This window comes from Vibrio tapetis subsp. quintayensis, from assembly GCF_030409945.1.
Taxonomy (GTDB): domain Bacteria; phylum Pseudomonadota; class Gammaproteobacteria; order Enterobacterales; family Vibrionaceae; genus Vibrio; species Vibrio quintayensis.
This window is the reverse complement of the sequence record NZ_JAUFQV010000011.1, coordinates 144,770-164,036: the sequence shown is the minus strand read 5'-3', so window position 1 is coordinate 164,036 and position 19,267 is coordinate 144,770. Positions and strand designations below refer to the sequence as shown.

The 19,267-nt window shown below is 43.5% G+C and carries 21 protein-coding genes; 9 read left to right on the top strand and 12 right to left on the bottom strand.

Translation table 11 applies throughout. From position 1 onward, the window contains the following. Positions 1–91: 91 nt before the first annotated feature. The 7 genes from trmH to QWZ04_RS04180 form a co-directional block, all read right to left on the bottom strand. Entirely contained in the window at positions 92–778 is a 687-nt protein-coding gene (gene trmH, locus QWZ04_RS04210) for a tRNA (guanosine(18)-2'-O)-methyltransferase TrmH (RefSeq protein ID WP_290325270.1), read from the bottom strand. 82 nt (positions 779–860) lie between these two features. Then, complete coding sequence (spoT, locus tag QWZ04_RS04205; RefSeq protein WP_290325268.1) at positions 861–2,984, bottom strand: bifunctional GTP diphosphokinase/guanosine-3',5'-bis pyrophosphate 3'-pyrophosphohydrolase; 2,124 nt, start codon at positions 2,982–2,984, stop codon at positions 861–863. A 32-nt stretch (positions 2,985–3,016) separates the two neighbouring features. Then, positions 3,017–3,289: a DNA-directed RNA polymerase subunit omega gene (rpoZ, locus tag QWZ04_RS04200; protein ID WP_102523442.1), complete on the bottom strand. Its 273-nt coding sequence runs from the start codon at positions 3,287–3,289 to the stop codon at positions 3,017–3,019. A 58-nt stretch (positions 3,290–3,347) separates the two neighbouring features. Beyond that, positions 3,348–3,971, bottom strand: a complete 624-nt coding sequence (gene gmk / locus QWZ04_RS04195) for a guanylate kinase (protein ID WP_102524008.1) — start codon at positions 3,969–3,971, stop codon at positions 3,348–3,350. Between the two features lie 164 nt (positions 3,972–4,135). Further along, on the bottom strand, positions 4,136–5,965 hold the full coding sequence (locus QWZ04_RS04190) for an LTA synthase family protein (protein WP_290325263.1): 1,830 nt from the start codon (positions 5,963–5,965) through the stop codon (positions 4,136–4,138). A gap of 81 nt (positions 5,966–6,046) precedes the next feature. Then, on the bottom strand, positions 6,047–7,123 hold the full coding sequence (locus QWZ04_RS04185; RefSeq protein ID WP_290325260.1) for a glycosyltransferase family 9 protein: 1,077 nt from the start codon (positions 7,121–7,123) through the stop codon (positions 6,047–6,049). Positions 7,124–7,194: 71 nt separating this feature from the next. Further along, positions 7,195–8,061: a YicC/YloC family endoribonuclease gene (locus QWZ04_RS04180; RefSeq protein WP_102523439.1), complete on the bottom strand. Its 867-nt coding sequence runs from the start codon at positions 8,059–8,061 to the stop codon at positions 7,195–7,197. Between the two features lie 205 nt (positions 8,062–8,266). Here QWZ04_RS04180 and rph point away from each other — a divergent pair, with 205 nt between their 5' ends. Both rph and pyrE read left to right on the top strand, forming a co-directional pair. Next, positions 8,267–8,983, top strand: coding sequence for a ribonuclease PH (rph, locus tag QWZ04_RS04175; RefSeq protein WP_290325257.1), 717 nt, complete (start codon positions 8,267–8,269; stop codon positions 8,981–8,983). A 215-nt stretch (positions 8,984–9,198) separates the two neighbouring features. After that, a complete protein-coding gene (pyrE, locus tag QWZ04_RS04170) occupies positions 9,199–9,840 on the top strand; it encodes an orotate phosphoribosyltransferase (RefSeq protein ID WP_290325255.1) in 642 nt (213 codons plus the stop codon). A 196-nt stretch (positions 9,841–10,036) separates the two neighbouring features. On the opposite strand, the gene lpxL is transcribed toward pyrE, so the two are convergent. The 4 genes from lpxL to coaBC all read right to left on the bottom strand — a co-directional run bounded on the left by lpxL (position 10,037) and on the right by coaBC (position 13,846). Further along, positions 10,037–10,987: an LpxL/LpxP family Kdo(2)-lipid IV(A) lauroyl/palmitoleoyl acyltransferase gene (gene lpxL / locus QWZ04_RS04165; protein ID WP_290325253.1), complete on the bottom strand. Its 951-nt coding sequence runs from the start codon at positions 10,985–10,987 to the stop codon at positions 10,037–10,039. Further along, entirely contained in the window at positions 10,974–11,843 is an 870-nt protein-coding gene (locus QWZ04_RS04160) for a glycosyltransferase (protein ID WP_290325251.1), read from the bottom strand. The genes lpxL and QWZ04_RS04160 overlap by 14 nt, the downstream gene beginning before the upstream one ends. A 5-nt stretch (positions 11,844–11,848) precedes the next feature. Continuing rightward, positions 11,849–12,439 (bottom strand): nucleoid occlusion factor SlmA, encoded by a 591-nt coding sequence (gene slmA / locus QWZ04_RS04155; protein WP_102523434.1) that lies wholly within the window; start codon positions 12,437–12,439, stop codon positions 11,849–11,851. 201 nt (positions 12,440–12,640) lie between these two features. Then, complete coding sequence (gene coaBC / locus QWZ04_RS04150) at positions 12,641–13,846, bottom strand: bifunctional phosphopantothenoylcysteine decarboxylase/phosphopantothenate--cysteine ligase CoaBC (RefSeq protein WP_290325243.1); 1,206 nt, start codon at positions 13,844–13,846, stop codon at positions 12,641–12,643. 247 nt (positions 13,847–14,093) lie between these two features. On the opposite strand from coaBC, the gene radC reads away from it, so the two are divergent. From radC to mutM, 6 genes are all read left to right on the top strand, one after another. After that, on the top strand, positions 14,094–14,768 hold the full coding sequence (radC, locus tag QWZ04_RS04145; protein WP_290325240.1) for a RadC family protein: 675 nt from the start codon (positions 14,094–14,096) through the stop codon (positions 14,766–14,768). A gap of 115 nt (positions 14,769–14,883) precedes the next feature. After that, the gene (locus tag QWZ04_RS04140) at positions 14,884–15,267 is read left to right on the top strand and encodes a four helix bundle protein (protein WP_290325238.1); all 384 of its coding nucleotides are present in this window, start codon (positions 14,884–14,886) and stop codon (positions 15,265–15,267) included. Between the two features lie 340 nt (positions 15,268–15,607). After that, the gene (rpmB, locus tag QWZ04_RS04135) at positions 15,608–15,844 is read left to right on the top strand and encodes a 50S ribosomal protein L28 (protein WP_102523431.1); all 237 of its coding nucleotides are present in this window, start codon (positions 15,608–15,610) and stop codon (positions 15,842–15,844) included. Between the two features lie 13 nt (positions 15,845–15,857). After that, on the top strand, positions 15,858–16,025 hold the full coding sequence (gene rpmG, locus QWZ04_RS04130; protein ID WP_002535344.1) for a 50S ribosomal protein L33: 168 nt from the start codon (positions 15,858–15,860) through the stop codon (positions 16,023–16,025). Positions 16,026–16,159: 134 nt separating this feature from the next. Beyond that, the gene (locus tag QWZ04_RS04125) at positions 16,160–16,636 is read left to right on the top strand and encodes a hypothetical protein (RefSeq protein WP_290325236.1); all 477 of its coding nucleotides are present in this window, start codon (positions 16,160–16,162) and stop codon (positions 16,634–16,636) included. A gap of 97 nt (positions 16,637–16,733) precedes the next feature. Then, the gene (gene mutM / locus QWZ04_RS04120; protein ID WP_290325233.1) at positions 16,734–17,558 is read left to right on the top strand and encodes a bifunctional DNA-formamidopyrimidine glycosylase/DNA-(apurinic or apyrimidinic site) lyase; all 825 of its coding nucleotides are present in this window, start codon (positions 16,734–16,736) and stop codon (positions 17,556–17,558) included. Positions 17,559–17,593: 35 nt separating this feature from the next. On the opposite strand, the gene coaD is transcribed toward mutM, so the two are convergent. Next, positions 17,594–18,088 carry a pantetheine-phosphate adenylyltransferase gene (coaD, locus tag QWZ04_RS04115; RefSeq protein ID WP_290325232.1) on the bottom strand — a complete coding sequence of 165 codons (495 nt, stop codon included), beginning with the start codon at positions 18,086–18,088 and terminating at the stop codon, positions 17,594–17,596. Positions 18,089–18,196: 108 nt separating this feature from the next. Here coaD and QWZ04_RS04110 point away from each other — a divergent pair, with 108 nt between their 5' ends. Next, the gene (locus QWZ04_RS04110) at positions 18,197–19,243 is read left to right on the top strand and encodes a glycosyltransferase family 9 protein (protein WP_290325230.1); all 1,047 of its coding nucleotides are present in this window, start codon (positions 18,197–18,199) and stop codon (positions 19,241–19,243) included. The last annotated feature ends 24 nt before the right edge of the window (positions 19,244–19,267 follow it).

Genomic DNA, 19,267 nt, shown 5'->3' with positions numbered 1-19,267 from the left:
GGGAGGTTGATCTTATTACTTAGCTTTTAGGGTTTAGTACTTAGCACTTCTACTTAGCTTTTAGCACTTCGCCCTTAGTACTTCCCACAAATCACTTCCTCTGCATCTCTGCCCACCAACTTTCATCAGCAACCACTTGGCCTTGCTCATCAATACGTGGGTAAGGCAGTTTTTTGCGTTTAGCCACGCGCGCAAGTACAGGGTGACCGCGTTCAAACAGTAAGCGATGAACGTATTCTTCAGGTAAAGAGGTTTCTTCTTTATCGTACATGCCTGCGTTTTGGCGTTGGCGCTGGGCTTCAAATAAGATCAAAGCGCTGGCGACGGAAACATTAAGGGACTGTACCATGCCAACCATCGGGATGATGATGTCTTGATCGGCTTGAGCAAGCGCATGTTTTGAGATCCCGTGTTTTTCTCCGCCCAAGATAATTGCGGTCGGTTTGGTGTAATCAATATCGCGAAAGTCAACGGCAGTGTCCGACAGGTTGGTAGCCAGTATCTGCATGCCTTGGTTCTTGAATTCCGTAACAGCAGAATCAATGTTTTTATGGGTGTCGACTTCAACCCAGTTCCGGGCTCCTGCAGACGTATGGCTGAGTGTGCGCATTTGCTCGCTTGGCCATACTGCATGCACTTTATGAACCCCAGCAGCGTCAGCCGTTCGAATAATCGCTGATACATTGTTTGGTTTGTGCACTTCTTCCAAGCAAAGGGTAAGGTCTGTTTGACGTGCTTTTAGAACCGTTTGGATACGTTGATAACGTTCAATATTCATAATGGTTTTAATATAATAAATAACAAAAAATGAGCAGAAAAAAGGCCCTGAACTCAGAGCCTTTTATAACGTAAATGTGTCACTAGTGCCTACGACGGCGAACTTTCGTTGCTTGTGGCATGACACGAATGCGCTTCATGATACTGGCTAAATGCACGCGATCTTTCGCGGTAAGCAGCACTGTAATCATATATAAACGTCCGTCTTTTTCTTCTGTCGTGATCCCATGGATATTGGAACCGGTTTGAGAAATGACGTTGGTTAACGCTGCGAGAGCACCTTGGTGATTCTGCATGTCTATTTGCAGCTCACTGATGAACTCTTGATCGTAATCTTTCGACCATTCGACGGCCATGTACTTGTCTGGTTCACGTTGGTAACCACGTACATTCGGACAAGTTTCACGGTGAACGACTAAACCACGGCCCGGTGAAACGTGAGCAATGATGTGGTCATCCGGAATAGGGTGACAACATTTAGCAAAGGTCAGTAAAATGCCTTCAGCGCCACGAATCGGCAGTTTTTTCTTCGAACTGTCATTTTCAGAACCGGCAAGCTCGGTGAGCTCATCGACATCGCCAAGCAGTCGGCGTGCTATCACGATACTCATCAATTCGCCAAGGCCAATGGATGCCAGCAAATCATCTAAGGTTTGGATACGAAGTTCAGCAACCACGTGGTCGATATTGCTTTGTTCAATATCAGCAATAGATTGCTCACCTAATGCATGATTGAGTAAGCGACGTCCTAATGTGACCGATTCTTCACGGCGCATGGTTTTTAGAACCTGACGGATCTTGGTACGAGCACGAGAAGTCACAACATAGTTTAACCATGCTGCATTAGGCCTTGCTCCAGGAGCACTGATGATCTCAATCGTTTGACCATTCTTAAGCGCTTTACTTAGCGGGTAAGGATTACGGTCTACACGAGCACCCACACACATGTTGCCCACATCGGTATGTACCGCATAAGCGAAATCAACCGCGGTTGCGCCTACGGGGAGTTCGACGATACGACCTTTTGGTGTAAACACGAAAATTTCATCAGGGAACAGATCGGATTTTACGTTCTCGATAAACTCAAATGAGTTGCCAGCGCTTTGCTGTAATTCAAGTAAGCTTTGCATCCAACGCTGCGCTTTGACTTGCGCGGTTGTGCCAGAGCGTTCGCCATTGGTTTTATAAGACCAATGCGCCGCGACACCTTTGTCCGCCATCTGATCCATGTCTTCAGTACGGATCTGAACTTCAACGGGTACACCGTGAGGGCCTACCATTGACGTATGCAAAGACTGATAGCCATTGGCTTTCGGTACCGCGATGTAATCTTTCATCTTACCAGGGCGTGGTTTATACAAGCTATGAACTTGCCCTAGAACGCGATAACACATGTCGGCACTGGCGACCACAACACGGAACGCGTAAATATCCATAATGGTGTGGAAACGCTGTTCTTTGGTTTTCATCTTGTTATAGATAGAGAACAGGTTTTTTTCACGACCGAAAACACGAGCTTCTAGATCGACTTCTTCTAAGCGACCCGAAATCTCGGAATGGATACGTTGGATGATTTCTTTACGATTACCGCGCGCCGTTCTCACGACTTCTTTCAATACGCGATAACGATTTGGATAGAGGGCTTCAAAACCAAGCTCTTCTAATTCAACCTTGATGTTGTGAATACCGAGGCGATGCGCCAAGGGTGCATAGATCTCAAGCGTTTCTCTCGCAATACGACGTTTTTTATCTGGACGAAGTGCGCCAAGCGTTCGCATATTGTGCGTTCGGTCGGCCAGTTTGATCAGAATTACGCGGATGTCTTGCACCATAGCAAGCACCATTTTGCGGAAGTTTTCGGCTTGAGCTTCTTTGCGATCGCGGAATTTAAGCTTATCCAGCTTTGATACACCATCGACCAGCTCTGCTACCGTGGTTCCAAACTGCGCTTCCAATTCTTCTTTGGTTGTCTCGGTATCTTCAATAACGTCATGCAGCAGGGCTGCCATTAGGGTTTCGTTATCAAGTCGCATTTCTGCGAGGATACGTGCAACAGCGACAGGGTGGATAATATACGGTTCGCCGGTGGAACGGGTTTGCCCTTCATGGGCGTCTCTTGCTACCACATAAGATTGACGCAGAGCCTCAAGTTGAGGCTCTGTTAGGTATTCTTGGGCAACGTCTTTAAGGCTTTCAAAAAGATACAAATTATAGGCCCAGCTTTAACGCTATTTAACGATTAACGGGTGTGAGCAATGCTGCTTACTGCTGCAAGCTCTGCCGCATCTTGTTCTTGTTGCTCTTGACGTGCACGAGCATCCAGTACTTCTTTAGTGATAAGGCCTTCTTCGATTTCGCGTAAAGCGATAACGGTAGGCTTATCGTTCTCTTCAGGCACTAGTGAATCTTTGCCGCCAGTTTGCATTTGACGAGCGCGACGAGCCGAAATTAGAACTAGGTCGAAACGGTTGCCAACTTTTTCAACAGCGTCTTGAACAGTTACGCGTGCCATGAGAACTCCAATATTGTAATAAAATTTGATATGACGAGAAATTATACAGCTTAAATGGCTATTCTGCCAATAGCGCAGTTAGCATGCTGTTGTATTTTGTCGCCTGTTTGTCTTGCTTTAATCGCTCGGCACGCAGAATCGCTTTAAAATCGATGACTGCTGTATCGAAATCGTCATTAATGATGACATAGTCATATTCATTGTAATGGGAGATTTCAGATTGTGCTTCGTTCATTCGTTTTGCAATCACTGTCTCGCTATCTTGACCGCGTGCATTTAAACGACGTTCAAGTTCTTCTTTCGAAGGAGGCAGGATGAAAATACTTTTTGCGAGTGGCATTTGCTCACGAATTTGGCGTGCGCCTTGCCAGTCGATGTCTAAAAAGACATCAATGCCTTTATCTAGGTTTTCTTCAATCCAAGGGCGTGAAGTGCCGTAGTAATTTCCGAATACTTCTGCGTACTCAAGGAAAGCTCCTAATTCGATGTGTTCTTCAAATTTGTCTTTGCTGACAAAATGGTAATGAACGCCATCTTCTTCACCTGGACGCATGCCGCGAGTAGTATGCGACACCGATACTTTCATTGCGTACGTTGGGTTTTTTTCCAACAGCGATGAAATTAAGCTCGATTTACCTGCACCGCTAGGTGCAGAGACGATGTATAAAGTACCTTTGCCCATGGTATTTCCACTCGTGGTTTGACTGTTTCGGTGCTGAATGAGTTATTCAACAGCAAAACTAATGCTTAAAAAATGGGGCAAAAGGATAGCATTTTTTGCAGCTTTTCTACAATCAAATAAAGAAAAGGGGCGTAATGCCCCTTTTAAACTTTGATTTCTAGTCACTATTGTTCTGGGAAAATGGATTCAAGTTTTCGGTAATCCATGGTTTTTCCATTAAACAATAGCTCTTGAGTGAGTTCATTGAAGTCACGGCCTTGCTGGTAGAGCGGTTGTACCCAGTCTTGGTCACAGCTACTTGATTGCAGCGTGATAGTATCATCTTCAATAATGCTGCAATCAATTAGTTCACCAGTGGATGATTCTAGTTGGATTCTTTTGTTTTTATGTACCCAGTTAAAGCGGCTACCAACAGAGAAACTGGCAAAGCCCTTATAGTCACCTGAAAGCATAGACTCACCACTGAACCAAGGAGCACTCCCGCCTAACCATTCTAAGATTGTAGGTGTTACATCTCGTTGTGATGCAGACTCATCTAAGTTTTTAGCAGGAATACTACCGTCAGTTGCGTACATTAAAAATGGAATGGATATTACAGATAGCCCACCTTCAATGGTGATCTTCGATGTATGGTCAGACATAAGAACAACCAATGTTGGAGCTTTAAGTAGTGCATTTAATTTAGGGATGAATCTGGATAATTCATCATCAGAGTGCTTCAAAACACTACGTCGAATATTGGCTAGAGTGTCATTACCATATTTATATTCTGCCCACCCCGGTACTAATACACCATGTTGTGTATTGGTGTTTATCGCAATCATGAAAGGCTTTTCTGGTTCGGAGTTTTGTAAGCTATCAATTTTATCTAAAGTAAACTTGAATATACTGTCATCAAAATATCCCCAGCGGTTCATATCAGAATCGAAAGAATAGTCAGTTTTTCCGTACGAGTGTGTAAAACCAATCGATTGAGCGTATGAACCAACAACCCCCATCCCACTACCTTGAATGAAATGAGTGCTCCAGCCTTTTTCTGTCAACATATGAGGCAAACAGCTATATTGCTCATTTTGTAGCTGGGTGTTTGCAATGACACCTGATATGGGGTTGACGTATGAGCATAGCCCGGAAAACATGCCTTGAACTGTTCTATACCCGTTAGCGTACATTGCTTTTGTTGTTAAAGATGATTTCCTCAGTTCATCGAAATACGGAGCCGCATCTGTATGACCCGTGTAACTTGCCATATCAATAGATGTCCAGCTCTCCATTAAGACAAAGATTATATTGGCTTGCTTTAGGTTATCTAAGTCAACCTTTTGTGAATGCAATTGCTCTTGGTATAGTTCAGAAAAAATAGCTGGGTTGGCTGATTTTGTGAGTTTATGGGCTGCTTCTGAGTTTCCTATAAAAAGGTAATAAGTAATGCTATATGGTGCATTCCAAGTTACGTAAGCATGATCATTTTTTCCGATTTTATAGGCACTCATAGGGGATTGAGGGTGGTCATGCCAGCCTCCTCGCACTACTAGAATTGTAACTGATAGCCATACCAGAGTTGTTAATATAAAACTAACAACAGAAAGGCTTTTTGTTCTAACTGTGCTTAGAGGTAATCGCATAATCACCACGGTTGCCACAGAGCACAACAAGAAAGCAGTAAGTGTGATTAGTGGGTGACCTTGTATAGCCGTAAGAAGAAGCTCTGATTCTGAACCTGAGGCGGTGAATACTTCATAGGTTACGTGTTTGCCCGATTCATTTGAATAGATCACATCAGCCGCAGTAGTGCCAATAATCCAATATGCCCCTCCAGCGAGCCAAACCTTGATAAATTTTTGCAATTCGATTTTAAAATAATGAAAAATAACACAAGTTAGAATTGCTGGGGCTGCGATTACAGCGGTTATAGTGGTATCAAAACGGGTACCATAAAACAGCGCCCAGAGGCCTTCTGCACTGATTAAAGACAAAGGGGTTGAATAGCCCATCGTAAGAAAAATTACCTTACTGACAAATGAACTAAAGAAAAGAGTGATGAATATTAGGAAGATGTTCGCGATCATAATTCGTTATCTAGTTAATTGTTTGGAAGTAGCGGCAGCGATGCTTTTGATAGAAATTCCTCTAATCTCATCTTTTTCAGAAAAGATGGTAATTGAATCGTCTCTATTCGGTGACCACTCCTGATAGTTGACGGGATCAGGGTTATATAAGCCGACAATTTTTTTGTTTAATCCGTTTGCGATGTGAATAATCGAGGTATCGACAGAGACAACGACAGTGGCAAAGCGTAGTAGCTCTATCGCATCGTAAATTGTTGAGCCGTCTGTATCGATAAAGCAAAAATCACCAAATTCTTTAAGCAATGGTGCTAATGAACCTTGCTCGGATGGTGGGCATATTAGCAATATAGTTAAAGATTGATATTGATTTTTCAGTATGCGAATTAGCTCTGCGACTTGTTCAATTGGTAGTTTTCGATTACGAGAACTACCAAAAGGATTAATAGCAACAACCAGTTTATCTTGTAAATTGATTTGACTAGAAATTCGCTGGGATATCTGTGGGCAGCTAGGAATGACGTAATCAGTTTTAATATTGTCAACCTTGAGTAGCTCAAGAATCGCACGATATTTTGAAGAGAAATGCTGCCCAAGTGTAGCCTGATTTAGATTTATGTTTACTAGCTTTACGCCGTCATCAAGACCAACAATATTTTTTGCCCTTACTCTATTCAAGAAATAGAGATCTTTCATTTTCAAAATTTTAGAAAGATGAATAACGATATCAGCGCTTTCAAATTGTTTTGCTAGCTTGCTAAGGTCGCTATAAGAAGGTCTTTTTTTACTGATATGAACAGCATCAACAGCAAAATAGCTTTTGTAGAGTTCGGAAAGATCTTGAGTGGTGATTACTTGAATTTTTGATTCAGGATAGGCTCTCTTTAATTCTCTAAAGAAAAAAGAGGAAACGATCGAATCACCTATTTTTGCATCCCAACGAACGACGACAATATTATCCGCACTGGTTTTTTTATCAGATTTGATGGCATTACGATCAAAAAGGAAAATACCAAACTTACGGCGAATTAGATCTCGAGATAACCGAACTCTGTCGATAGTTTTTCTAAAAATACTTTTACTCATTGTGGGTGTCTACATTCCGATGGTGAATGTAGCAGGGGGTACTTTATACGTTCCCTGCTGGAGGTGCAGTGTTATTCAATATTCTGGATCTGCTCACGCATTTGTTCGATGAGCACTTTAAGCTCAACGCCTGATGCGGTGATATCGGTGCTGATAGACTTAGAAGCCAGCGTGTTTGATTCACGGTTGAATTCTTGCATCATGAAGTCAAGTTTACGGCCACAAGCGCCGCCTTTCTTCAAAATGTTGTTCGCTTCTTTTACGTGTGAATCTAATCGGTCTAGCTCTTCAGCAACATCCGATTTTTGAGCAAGCAGAATCAGTTCTTGTTCTACGCGAGTCGCTTCTAATTCAACTTTTGCGTCTTCAAACTTAGTCATTAAGCGCTCACGTTGCCAAACGAGGATTTCCGGCATACGCGCACGAACTTTAACAACTTGTTCTGTAATGGCATCTAAGCGAGTCACGATAAGATCTTTCATGTTCTCGCCTTCGCGACCACGGGCTTCAATAAAATCAGCCAAACCTTCGTTGAAACCTTCAAGCAGCGCTTTGTTTATCGCGTCCATATCTTGCTCTGGGGTTTCCATCACGCCCGGCCAGTTCATTACTTGGAATGGATTAAGACGGCTTTCTTCACCCGTTAAACTCATTACTTGGTTAGCGGCGTTGATCACTTGCTTTGCTAAATCTTGATTAATGTTAAGCTCGCCTTTTGCTGCAGGGTTCGCTTCAAAGCGCAGGTGACATTCCACCTTACCGCGAGCTAGGCGCTTACGGAAACGATCACGAAGGATGGGTTCTAAACCACGAAACTGCTCTGGTAGGCGAAAATACGTTTCTAGGTAACGTTGGTTTACTGAGCGAATTTCCCATACCGCGCTACCCCAGTCGCCTTTGATTTCTTTACGTGCATAAGCAGTCATGCTGTAGATCATTTAATATATCCTTGGTTCACATTTGGTGAAAATTTGACTGGCGATATGTTAGCACGCGGGAAGGGGAGAATACAGAATTCGCTCGACACTCCACTTCGCTATTAGCTTTTAGTACTTCGCCCTTAGTACTTCGCTTTCCTTTATTCTTCCGTTATAATCTTGCTCCAATCTGAAACACCCAATCCAGCTACCATAGGTAAAGCCAATGCGCCCAAGCGAAAGAAGTGCCGAACAAGTTCGTCCGATTAAAATGACCCGCAATTACACTGCGTATGCTGAAGGTTCAGTATTGGTTGAATTTGGTAACACCAAAGTACTTTGTAACGCAACGGTAGAAGAGAACGTACCGCGTTGGTTGAAAGGTAAAGGCCAAGGCTGGGTCACTGCTGAATACGGCATGCTGCCACGTGCAACGCACACTCGTAACCGTCGTGAAGCGGCGAGTGGCAAGCAAGGCGGTCGTACTATGGAAATCCAACGTCTTATTGCTCGTAGCTTACGTGCAGTGGTGGATTTGGAAGCCATGGGTGAATTCATGGTAACGGTAGACTGTGATGTAATCCAAGCAGACGGCGGTACTCGTACTGCTTCGATCTCTGGTGCAAGCGTTGCAATGGCAGACGCATTCCAACACCTGATTGATCAAGGTAAAATGAAAAAGAACCCAATGAAAGGGCACGTTGCTGCTGTTTCTGTTGGTATTGTTGACGGTGAAGCATTATGTGACCTTGAATACGTTGAAGACTCAGCGGCAGGCACAGACATGAACGTGGTAATGACAGAAGATGGTCGCATGATTGAAGTGCAAGGCACAGCAGAAGGCGAACCGTTTACCCACGATGAGTTACTTGAATTGTTGGCCCTGGCGAAATCGGGGATCGACTCTATCGTAACAACGCAGAAGAAAGCGTTAGAAAATTGATTTGATAAATAGCTCCTTTTGAAGGGGCTATTTTTTTAGATGTGAAGAGTGAAGTGCTAAAGGCGAGGTACTAAAAGCGAGGTACTAAGCACTAAGCACTTAGCTTTTAGTACTTCGCTCTTCCCCGTATTAAGATATATTTGTAACCCAAGCTCTTAAGATCTGAACTTAGCTTTTAGGACTTAGTGCTTAGAACTTATCCATTGAGGAACGAAATGAAAACATACCAGCGTGAGTTTATTGAATTTGCATTAGAAAAAGAAGTACTGAAGTTTGGTTCATTTACTTTGAAATCAGGCCGTACTAGCCCTTACTTTTTTAACGCTGGATTGTTTAATACCGGTTCTGACCTTGCGAAGCTTGGCCGTTTTTACGCAGCAGCATTATCAGACTCTGCTATCCAGTTTGATGTTTTGTTTGGCCCGGCATACAAAGGCATTCCAATTGCAACGACAACAGCGGTAGCCTTGGCTGACCACTATGATATCGATACGCCTTACTGCTTTAATCGTAAAGAAGCGAAAACGCACGGTGAAGGTGGCAGTTTGGTCGGCAGCGAACTTGAAGGTCGCATCATGCTTGTTGATGACGTGATCACGGCGGGTACTGCTATTCGTGAGTCTATGGAAATCATTAAAGCAAATGGCGCTGACTTAGCGGGTGTATTAGTCGCTATCGACCGCCAAGAAAAAGGCAAAGGTGAATTGTCTGCGATTCAAGAAGTCGAGCGCGACTTTGGCTGTGCCGTTATTTCAATCGTAAGCCTAACAGACCTTATCTCTTACCTTGAAGAGAAAGGCGACAGCACTGAACATTTAGAAGCCGTGAAAGCATACCGTGCAGAATATGGGATTTAGTTGAGGCCGCTTCGCTTAGAAGTGCTAAGTACTAAACTCTAAGTATCAAATAAAAAGACAGCATTTGCTGTCTTTTTTAGTCTCGGTATATTTCGCTTTTAGCACTTCGCTTTTAGCACTTCGCTTTTAGCACTTCGCTTTTAGCACTTCGCTTTTAGCACTTCGCTTTTAGCACTTCGCTTTTAGCACTTCGCTTTTAGCACTTCGCTTTTAGTACTTCGCTATCATAAAGCCTGCCGCGATCACTGCCATCGTGCATGGTTTTGAAACGACGGTGCATCCACATATATTGGTCAATACCGCGAAGAATCACTTTTTCTATCGCACGGTTCATAACGATAGCGGCACCTTCTGGGTCTTTTGTTGGGAACTCACTGCTTAGGTCGTTATCTATCTCCAAACAGTATTTGTTTCCTGTTCTTACGCTTGATCCAGTAATCACGGCACACTTACCTTTGTCGACTAGAAACCCTGTTCCAGCAGGAGAGCAAGCTTTCTCAAACGCAAAAAATGGAACATAAACAGAATTGTTGCTGCCGTAGTCTTGATCGGGTAGATACCACAATCGTCCGCCTTTTCTTAGCAAGCGAACCATGCCACGAATGTCTTCTCGATCAATCAAACCATTACCAAAAGCGGTTCTTCTCCAGCATTGAATGAATTCAATGGCCGGGTTTTCATGGGGGCGGTAAACACCAAAACCAGATGCACCGACAAGTGTGAATGCACGGCTGGTTATTTCAAGGTTAAGCATATGAGTACAAACAACAAGAACACCTTTTTTTTGTTGTTCAAGGTCCGCTAGATGGTGTGCATTTTTAAAGGTAATTAGTCGCTTAAAGCGCCAGGTTGGCCAAAACCAAGCGATGCCAGTTTCTATTAAGGCTAATCCAGTATTCTTGTGTACTTCATCGGATATCCGCTGTTTTTCTATATCTGGCATCTCTGGGAATGCCAACTCAAGGTTGCGTTGGATAATATGCGATCGTTTTTTTATTAACGGAGTGACAGCCTTACCAAGCCCTCGTCCAATGACTTTGAGAATTGAGTACGGGAAAATAGTAACAGTCAGGGCTAACAAGCCAAACCCAATCCAAACGCCCCAGTATTTAGGGTGGCTAATATGAGAGGTTTTATTTTTTGTCATAGATTTCTCGTTCTATTTCTTTAAGCCCAAGTTGGGCTTGCACTCTTTTGGCCTTGATTGTGTCTGCAAAAATCTCGTCGTTGATAGTCTCTCTCTCAAGGATCCGGTGATAAAGGTGGAGTTGGACTGCTTTATAAAAAAGTGGCACGTTTTTAAGCCCAATAAGAGATAAGCGGTAGTCTACGTCGGTATCCTCACCTACCGCAGCTGCCTCATATCGCATGTCGAAGCCGTTAACTTTAACAAGGTCAGACTTATATAAAGAAAAATTACAGCCAACAATGCCTTTAGGCTTAGATGTCACCAACAATTTTCTCATCAACTTGGAAGTTACGCGAAACCCTTTTTCAAGGTTCTTTCCTTTTTCTTTCTGAGAGCCTCTCCCAAAAATATAGTTCCGCATTAATGCCCACCGGTTGTCATGGAAAAAGTTCTCCGGGGATGACGACTGCATAAATTTTTGAGTTGCAATTTCGGATAAATCCACTCTTCGTCCGCACATGACAGAGTTTGGTTTTCTGGATAAAAAATGATCTTCAATGAAGTGCTGTTGAGGAATGCAATCACCATCGATAAAGATCAAATAATCACTTTCTGACGCCAAGACGGCATGGTTTAGAATTCGATTCTTACGAAAGCCGCTGTCTTCATGCCAAACATGTTTGATGGTAAATGGCTGGCTTTCCATAGCGGCACGAATAAAATCTACAGCGTCGGGCTTAGAACCATCATCAGCAATAATCACCTCAAAGCACTGTATAGATTGAGCCGAGAGTGACTGAAAGATCAGCTCTAGTGCAGTGATATTGTTATAAAACGCGATTATCAGCGTTACTTGTGGTTTATTATTCTTCATAAGCTCTATTGAATCTGCGCGCTTAATAGCGCCCAGTATTCCTCAAAATTGGCGGTAGGTTGGTATTTAAAGTCTGAGCGTACAAAGCGATTGAGGCTGCCTTCTACCTGGCCTAGTAGTTGTGTCGCTAAGATTTTTTCATCAACAGGGAAAGATTTACCTTCACGTATTTTTCTCTCACGCAAGATCTGGCGCAGTTGCGTTTCAATACGTTCAAATAATTGGTTGATGCGTTCGCGCAGGCGTTCATTTTCAAACATCAATGCATGACCAGAAAGAATGCGTGTAAGCCCAGGGTTACGCTCAGAAAAGACCAATATCAGTTGGAGAACCAAACGAATACGCTCTAGCGTGTCCTTTTCTTCATCTAAAATGCGATTGATCCGAGACATCAACGCTTCTTCGATAAATTCAATCAGCCCTTCAAACATACGAGCTTTGCTAGGGAAATGACGGTATAAAGCCGCTTCAGAAACACCTACATGTTTAGCCAGTTTTGCCGTCGTGATACGGGAAGCGCCGTCTGTGGATTCCAGCATTTGAGCAAGAGCTTGCAGAATCTCTTCACGACGATTAGAGCGTTTTGTACCGGCCATGTAATTTGTTCCTTATCTACGGCGCTAATAACCAAACGGCATTTTAACCTTAGCCTGACATAGTAGCCAGTGATGAGTGCCTGATTTTATTTGTAAAAGAGTGAAATGAGGGTTCGCTTCGCTTGTGGGCAGGCAGAAGGCAGAAGGCAGAAGGCGGAAGGCAAAAGGCATTAGTTGCCCTTAGCCCTTGACCTCTAGCCTCTAGCTCTTCAGCCTCTCCCCAATCTCACTCATAAGCACCTGCCCCAACAACGCCTTACTTGCTAGAGGAAGTGCTTTATCCCCTCCTTGCCAATAAAGATGCAGTGCGTTGTCTTCTGAGTTAAAACCTAGGCCAGCCACAGAGACATCGTTGGCACAGATAAGATCGAGGTTTTTTCGTGCGAGCTTACCGCGAGCGTAGCTTTCTACATCTTGAGTTTCAGCGGCAAAACCGATGGTAAAAGGGCGGTTTTCGGTGAGTGCGGCAACAGAGGCGATAATGTCTGGGTTCTTAACCATGGTGATGGTCATTTCATCGCTGTCGTCAGTTTTCTTAATTTTTTGCTCGGCGATATTTGCTGGTCGGTAATCAGCAACGGCAGCGCAGCCCACAAAAATATCGTGCTTTGGCGCGTGCTCCATTGCAGCGGTATGCATTTGTTCGGCGCTATCGACATTAATACGGGTAACATTTTCAGGTGTTGGCAATGATACCGGGCCACTGATCAATGTAACGTGCGCACCTTGCTCGGCAGCGGCTTTAGCGATGGCAAAGCCCATTTTTCCTGAACTGTGGTTGCTGATGTAGCGCACAGGGTCAATCGCTTCGCGTGTAGGGCCTGCGGTAATCAGGACAGATTTCCCTAACAGCACTTTAGGTTGAAAGAACGCTTCACAGTGATGAACTAACTGCATTGGCTCCAACATTCTACCTTGTCCAACATCACCACAGGCTTGCTCGCCAGAAGCGGGGCCCCATATATAAAATCCACGGCGAGTTAAGGTGGCTATGTTTTCTTGAGTGGCCACATTGGCATACATTTGCTGATTCATTGCAGGTGAAACAGCAACCGGAGAGTCAGTTGCAAGTACTAACGTCGACAATAAGTCATTACCCATACCGGCCGCAACACGAGCAATAAGATCAGCCGTTGCTGGTGTTAAAAGCACTAAGTCAGCCCACTTTGCTAGCTCAATATGACCCATAGAAGCCTCTGCAGCAGGATCAAATAAGCTATCAGAGACCGGGTGACCCGAAACCGCTTGTAGCGTGAGTGGCGTAATGAATTCTTTTGCCGCCTTGGTCATTACGATACGGACTTCTGCGCCTCGCTCGATTAACCTGCGTGTTAACTCGGCACATTTATAAGCCGCGATACCACCACTGATACCAACAAGAATTTTCTTTCCAGCAAGTGTTTGCATGTTTAACTCTCCAAATTTTCTGCCGCTACTTTAGCATAAGCGTGATTTTTTTTGGAATTCGCTATTTATTCCTAGAGGGCGAGGGCTTTAAAACCGAGAAATTTGAGGAGTAAACATAAGCCCTCAATGCTCATACTTCCTAAACTTATCAATTACACCTAGGCATGAGCCTGCTCCTAACAAGTAAAATCAAATTTGCTCTCAAATTTTAAGCGTGCTGTTTAAAAGAAAAATGAGGAGCCAACTGATGAGCGTGAAATCCATTCCCACCGAATCCATGCCAAGAGAAAAGCTACTAAACCGTGGCCCTAAGTCTCTGACCGATGCAGAGTTGCTGGCTATTTTTCTAAGAACGGGCACAAAAGGCATGAACGTCTTAGAGCTTGCCGACTTTTTATTAAAAGATTGCGGTTCACTAAGAGCCTTGTTTTCAGCTACCCAAGATCAGTTTTGCAGGCATAAAGGTCTAGGGGAGGCCACATACGTACAATTGCAAGCCGTACTAGAAATGACCCAGCGCTACCTTGCTGAAACGCTAAAACGGGGAGATGCCCTGACAAGCCCGGAACAAACCAAGCTTTACCTCTCTTCTATACTCCGAGATCGTCACCGAGAAGCCTTTTTCGTTTTGTTTCTTGATAACCAACATCGAGTTGTCAGTGATGAGATTTTATTTGAAGGCACAATCGATGCTGCCAGCGTTTACCCTCGAGAAGTCGTCAAACGTGCGTTGCACCATAATGCTGCCGCGTTGATCCTTGCCCACAACCATCCATCAGGCGTCGCAGAACCCAGCCAAGCAGACAGACGCATTACACGGCGCCTTTCTGATGCAACTGCGCTAATCGATGTTCGAATTCTTGACCACTTTGTCATCGGCGACGGGGAAGTAGTGTCGTTTGCTGAGAGGGGGTGGATCTGAAGTGCTAAAAGCTAAGTACTAAAGGCGAAGTTCTAAAAGATGAAAGATAAAGCGGAGTGGTAGAGCGGAAGGCGAGGAGAGAAAAGAATAGAACAGAACAGTGTGGGGGAAGGGATTGGTATTTATTATGGGAGGGGGGGAACTGAAGTTTGAGCAATTGAAGGTGTGGCAAGATTCGTTTGATTTGGCTGTTGAAGTGTATAGGGCTTTTTCTTCGGTTCGAGATTATGGTTTTTGTGATCAAGTAAGGAGGTCTGCGGTTTCTGTGCCTTCGAATATTTCTGAAGGTCTTGAACGAGAGACAAACAAAGAAGTAATTCGGTTTCTTTATTATGCTAAAGGTTCCGCGGGAGAGTTGTATACTCAACTGGCGATTGCGCAGCAGCTGCAGTATATCGATAGAGATAGCGCAACTCGGCTAAAAAACAAAGCGCAAGAAGTGAGCAGAATGTTAGGTGGTTTTATTAAGTATCGAAAAGAGTCAGGTTGGAGTGTTTGACATTCCTTTTTGCTGTGAAATTTCTTTACTTCGCTTTTAGTGTTTCGCATTTAGCACTTATTTTGAAAAAAAGCTTAGCTTTTTTTCAAAATCTGCTATCATCCCCCGCACTAATTTATGAACCTAAATCAGCTCTGTTCAAAAAAGATCACGAAAATCCTTAAAAAGGATCTGTTCGGGTCTTGAGCAATGCGTATCAAGTTAGTATAATGCGCGACCTTTGATAGCCTTGTATGGATATTCCATAACGGTTTTTGACCTCACGTCTTTTATTTATGATAGATAGAGAGGTTCGGCAACCAAGGTTGATATCGAGCTGAAACGATTTGGAGAGACATTCATGTCCCGAGTATGCCAAGTAACTGGTAAGCGTCCTGTAACGGGTAACAACCGTTCACACGCACGAAATGCTACTAAGCGTCGTTTTCTGCCGAACCTACAAACTCACCGTTTCTGGGTAGAAGGCGAAAAGCGCTTTGTTAAACTACGTCTAACTGCTAAAGGCATGCGTATTATTGATAAGAAAGGCATCGAAGCTGTTCTTGTTGATATCCGTGCTCGTGGCGAGAACGTATAAGAGGAATTGAACAATGGCTAAAGGCATTCGTGAGAAAATCCGTCTAGTATCTTCTGCTGGAACAGGTCACTTCTACACAACTGACAAAAACAAACGTAACATGCCAGGCAAATTTGAGATCAAGAAATTTGATCCAGTAGTACGCCAGCACGTTATGTACAAAGAAGCTAAAATCAAGTAATTGATTCTAACTACCTTTGTAAAGTGTTAAAAACCCAGCTTTTAGCTGGGTTTTTTTATGTCTGAAGATTATTGAAAAATGAGCCGTTCGGATAAATAATAGGCTAAAGGCTAGGGACAAAAAAAAGGAAGGGTATGAAATTAAGTCGCCGCGGATGGAACAACGTCATGATCATCTCGATCTTAGTGTTTATTGCTTTGATCAATGCACCGAGCGTCCTACGAGAGCACTTTAATTTGGGGTCTGAGTCTGAAGTGACCTTACCTTTTATACTCAATTCAAAATGGCAACCTACCGCGCTCCACTTCCCTAAGTGGTCACTAGAGTTTGATGGCAGTGATTGGCAGTCCACTCGTTTACTCACTCTTTCTCCTGAGCAAGCCATTAATCGCTGGCAGTCTTTGCAAGGGACGCCTGTTGATAACAAAACTTTCGAACAACTAAAACCTAACCTATCGGCTGCTCACACAATAGAAGTCTGGTATCAAGAGCAAGAAGAACCCCAGCGCGTAACCTACTACAAAACCCCACAGTTTTGGCTATTTCAGAATTGGGACAAGCAATGGTTGGCGGTTTCGGTGGATGAGGGGTATTTGTTTTCGTTTGAATAAGTTTAAAGTGCTAAAAGCGAAGTACTAAAAGCGAAGTATGGAAGATCAAGAGTTAGAGAGTGGATAGGATAGGAATTGGTTTTTAAAAGGATTGTTTATGCCAGAATTACCTGAAGTAGAAGTGAGCCGAATGGGCATTAGTCCTCATTTAGTTGGGCAAACTATTGAATCTATCGTGGTGCGGCAGCCAAAATTACGTTGGGCTGTGCCGCAAGAGTTGCAAGACCTCGTCGGTGAAAAGATAACTAACATCTCTCGCCGTGCTAAATATCTGCTGGTTGAAACTCAAAAAGGCAGTGCGATGATCCACTTAGGCATGTCTGGTAGCTTGCGAGTATTAGATGCATTCATTGATGCTGGAAAACATGACCATGTTGATTTGATCCTTAAAAACGGCAAAGTACTTCGCTATAACGACCCACGTCGGTTCGGTTCTTGGTTATTCATCGAGGAAGGTGAATCGCATAAACTGTTAGACAATATGGGCCCAGAACCACTGACCGATGAATTCGATGCAGAATACTTGTGTGCAAAAGCTAGCAGCAAGAAAGTCGTCATTAAGCAGTTTGTTATGGATAACAAAGTAGTCGTCGGGGTGGGGAATATTTACGCTAACGAAGCGTTATTCAACTCAAATATTCACCCTAAAACACCGGCTGGAAAATTAACTAAAAATCAATTTTCACAATTGGTTAATGACATTAAGTCAGTACTTGCTACGGCTATTAAGCAAGGTGGAACTACCCTAAAAGATTTTAACCAAGTTGATGGAAAACCAGGCTATTTTGCTCAAGAGTTACAAGTGTATGGCAGAGTAGGCAAGCCATGCCCCATTTGTGGAACCTTGATTGAAGCACTTAAAATTGGCCAACGAAATACGTTTTATTGTTCGAAATGTCAGCCATTTGATGAAGAATTATAGGGTAGCTTCTTCACTGTGATCTTTAGGTTCGAGCCTTAAATATGAGCCTTAGTCGCTAACGCCTTTGCGACCACTTCAGGTACGAACTGATCCACGTTACCGCCATGTATCGCCACTTCACGTACGATAGTCGACGAGATAAAAGCGTGCTCTTCTGCAGGGGTTAAAAACACACTTTCAAGCCCTGGCATTAAACGTCGGTACATATTGGTCAAACCAAATTCATATTCAAAATCGACCGTGGTGCGTAAGCCTCGAATCAACACATTCGCTTGTTCTTGTTTGGCAAAGTCGACCATTAAACCCGAAAAACCTTTTGAACTCACATTGCCTAAGTGAGCGGTCACTTGCTCGGCAAAGTTTACGCGTTCGTCTAACGTAAACATGGTTTTTTTACTTGGGCTTGCTGCTACCGCGATAATGACCTCGTCAAACATGCTAGCAGTACGTTCGATTAAATCTAGATGCCCATTAGTCATGGGATCAAATGTGCCAGGATAAATCACCCGAGAGATGCGTTTTTGTGTCACGGTAAGCTACTCTTTTAATTTGTTAATCTGAACTCATCATAGCAAATAAAACTCAAAATTCGTTATCTATGTCGGTATGATGGAGGCAGACTGAATAGAGAGTGTGATATGAAAAAGATTTTGGTGATCCGAAACGATAAAATTGGCGATTTCATGCTGGCGTGGCCCAGCTTCGCGATGCTTAAACAATCCATGCCAGAATGTCATATTACCGCTCTAGTCCCTAACTATACTAAGGCGCTAGCAGAGCTTTGCCCTTGGATAGACGAAGTGCTGGTTGACCCAACAAAAAAAGGCAGTAAAACAGAACAAAAACAACTGATAGCGCAGATAAAGTCAGAGCAATTTGATGCATCTATTAATCTGTTTTCTACAACGTATAATGCGCTGTTAGTGTGGCAAGCGAGTATTAAATACCGCTTAGCTCCAGCGACTAAATTCGCCCAAATTTTTTATAACAAACGAATTAAACAAAAGCGTTCTCAGTCTGCCAAGCCTGAATATGAATACAATCTTGATCTCATTCGAGCTTTCTTAACCGACCAGAGTGTCTGTGTTGTGGAACCTATCTCTCCATACTTGAGCTTCTCTTCATCAGAGCTTTCTATGCAAAAGCAAAAGCTGTCGGAGTCGTTAGAGATTGATGTAAGCAGGCCTTGGATCTACTTGCATGCAGGTAGTGGTGGCTCTGCGAATAACCTTTCTCTAGAACAGTACACACAGTTTTATTCAGAACTAAACCTTGAGAGTGAGTGTATACTAACCGCAGGGCCTGGGGAAAAAGAGAAAGCGAGAGAGCTTCAGGTTTTGTTAAAGCAAAAAGGCATTAACGCAGTTGTGTATGATGAAAACGACGGTTTAGTAGACTTCACTCGCTCAATTGCCTGTGCAGATCTGTTTATAGCAGGTTCTACAGGGCCTCTACACATAGCTGCAACCTTAGATGTGCCAACAGTTGGTTTTTTCCCAAGCAAGCGAAGTGCGACGCCACTTCGCTGGCGGCCGATCAACTCTGAGGGTAATCACATTGCCTTTTGCCCACCGAAAGCGGGTGATAAACAAAGCCAAGAAGATATGGCGAGAATTGATCTGAAGAAAGTAGTTGAAGATCTACAAAGCTGGACGGTGTTCGAAGTACTAAAAACGAAATGCTAAAAGCGAAATACTAAGTTCGAAGTA

What these genes read in the sequence shown, in the direction of transcription:
- trmH (WP_290325270.1), bottom strand. Translation starts at nt 778, where the DNA reads ATGAATATTGAACGTTATCAACGTATCCAAACGGTTCTAAAAGCACGT.
- rpoZ (WP_102523442.1), bottom strand. Translation starts at nt 3,289, where the DNA reads ATGGCACGCGTAACTGTTCAAGACGCTGTTGAAAAAGTTGGCAACCGT.
- gmk (WP_102524008.1), bottom strand. Translation starts at nt 3,971, where the DNA reads ATGGGCAAAGGTACTTTATACATCGTCTCTGCACCTAGCGGTGCAGGT.
- QWZ04_RS04190 (WP_290325263.1), bottom strand. Translation starts at nt 5,965, where the DNA reads ATGGGCTATTCAACCCCTTTGTCTTTAATCAGTGCAGAAGGCCTCTGG.
- QWZ04_RS04185 (WP_290325260.1), bottom strand. Translation starts at nt 7,123, where the DNA reads ATGAGTAAAAGTATTTTTAGAAAAACTATCGACAGAGTTCGGTTATCT.
- QWZ04_RS04180 (WP_102523439.1), bottom strand. Translation starts at nt 8,061, where the DNA reads ATGATCTACAGCATGACTGCTTATGCACGTAAAGAAATCAAAGGCGAC.
- rph (WP_290325257.1), top strand. Translation starts at nt 8,267, where the DNA reads ATGCGCCCAAGCGAAAGAAGTGCCGAACAAGTTCGTCCGATTAAAATG.
- pyrE (WP_290325255.1), top strand. Translation starts at nt 9,199, where the DNA reads ATGAAAACATACCAGCGTGAGTTTATTGAATTTGCATTAGAAAAAGAA.
- lpxL (WP_290325253.1), bottom strand. Translation starts at nt 10,987, where the DNA reads ATGACAAAAAATAAAACCTCTCATATTAGCCACCCTAAATACTGGGGC.
- QWZ04_RS04160 (WP_290325251.1), bottom strand. Translation starts at nt 11,843, where the DNA reads ATGAAGAATAATAAACCACAAGTAACGCTGATAATCGCGTTTTATAAC.
- slmA (WP_102523434.1), bottom strand. Translation starts at nt 12,439, where the DNA reads ATGGCCGGTACAAAACGCTCTAATCGTCGTGAAGAGATTCTGCAAGCT.
- coaBC (WP_290325243.1), bottom strand. Translation starts at nt 13,846, where the DNA reads ATGCAAACACTTGCTGGAAAGAAAATTCTTGTTGGTATCAGTGGTGGT.
- radC (WP_290325240.1), top strand. Translation starts at nt 14,094, where the DNA reads ATGAGCGTGAAATCCATTCCCACCGAATCCATGCCAAGAGAAAAGCTA.
- rpmB (WP_102523431.1), top strand. Translation starts at nt 15,608, where the DNA reads ATGTCCCGAGTATGCCAAGTAACTGGTAAGCGTCCTGTAACGGGTAAC.
- rpmG (WP_002535344.1), top strand. Translation starts at nt 15,858, where the DNA reads ATGGCTAAAGGCATTCGTGAGAAAATCCGTCTAGTATCTTCTGCTGGA.
- QWZ04_RS04125 (WP_290325236.1), top strand. Translation starts at nt 16,160, where the DNA reads ATGAAATTAAGTCGCCGCGGATGGAACAACGTCATGATCATCTCGATC.
- mutM (WP_290325233.1), top strand. Translation starts at nt 16,734, where the DNA reads ATGCCAGAATTACCTGAAGTAGAAGTGAGCCGAATGGGCATTAGTCCT.
- QWZ04_RS04110 (WP_290325230.1), top strand. Translation starts at nt 18,197, where the DNA reads ATGAAAAAGATTTTGGTGATCCGAAACGATAAAATTGGCGATTTCATG.